General features: G+C 66.3%; 2 protein-coding genes. Both read left to right on the top strand.

The features are described from left to right. On the top strand, positions 1 to 365 hold a 365-nt coding region (locus Rhe02_RS49470), incomplete at its 5' end, for a DUF6879 family protein (RefSeq protein ID WP_203915554.1). Next, positions 323 to 925, top strand: a 603-nt coding sequence (locus Rhe02_RS49465) for a Scr1 family TA system antitoxin-like transcriptional regulator (protein ID WP_239124581.1), incomplete at its 3' end; no start/stop codon positions are given. The genes Rhe02_RS49470 and Rhe02_RS49465, both read left to right, overlap by 43 nt.

Raw genomic sequence — 925 nt, 5'->3', positions numbered from 1 at the left:
TTTACGCGTCCTGGTGGGCGCTGGTAAAGCCGGTCGTGGCGCGCGGCGTCGACTTCCGCAGGGCGCGGGTCATCTCAGAGCCGATGTCGTCCTATGTGCAGTTCGAGCACGCTGTTACGCCGCAAGCCAACCTCGCACCTGGCGAGCAGGTGCGCTGGTTGCCGCGTCGACTAGCGTCGGAGATTCGCTTGCCAGGAAACGACTTCTGGCTTGTCGATGATGTGCTGTTGTTCAGCCTTTTCTCCGGCGGCGGCGTGCGTGTCGGAACCGTCGTCGGGACCGAGGACGGTTTGGCGTTCTGCGTCGAAGCCTTCGACGCCGTGTGGAAGCTCGGCACCGATCACGCCGACTACCAGCCCGCCTGACCGGCGCAGCTACGTTGCCCCCGGCATTGCCTCCCGCTCGCGCGGCGCGTGAAGCGTTCGCGGCGCGGCTTCGTGGGATTCGCGAGGAAGCGGGTCTCACGGGCCGCGCTTTGGCGGCTTTGGCCGGCTGGCACGCCTCCAAGGTGAGCAAAATCGAGCACTGCATCCGGCCACCTGGCACGGAGGACGTGCGCGCGTGGGCGGTGCACTGCGGCGCCAGCGACCAGCTGCCTGACTTGCTCGCCGCGCTGCGTGCGGTCGAAAGCTTGTACGTCGAGTTCCGCGGTCGAGAGCGCGGCGGGTTCCGGCAGATGCATGCCGACAGAGTGCCGCTATATGAACGCACGCAACAGTTCCGCATCTATGAGCCGGGCGTGATCCCTGGCTTGTTCCAGACCCCGGCGTATGCCGAGACTCGCTTGCGACGCATCGCCGAGGTGCGCGGCGTGCCTGATGACATCGCTGAGGCTGTGCGCGTCCGCATGGCGCGGCAGGCAGTGCTCTACTCAGAGCGGCGCTTCGCGGTGATCCTGGAAGAGTGGGCTTTGAACGCTCGAATT

The sequence above is a fragment of the Rhizocola hellebori genome (assembly GCF_016862955.1).
Taxonomy (GTDB): domain Bacteria; phylum Actinomycetota; class Actinomycetes; order Mycobacteriales; family Micromonosporaceae; genus Rhizocola; species Rhizocola hellebori.
Note: the sequence above shows the minus strand (reverse complement) of the source record. Positions and strands in the feature narration are given on the sequence as shown.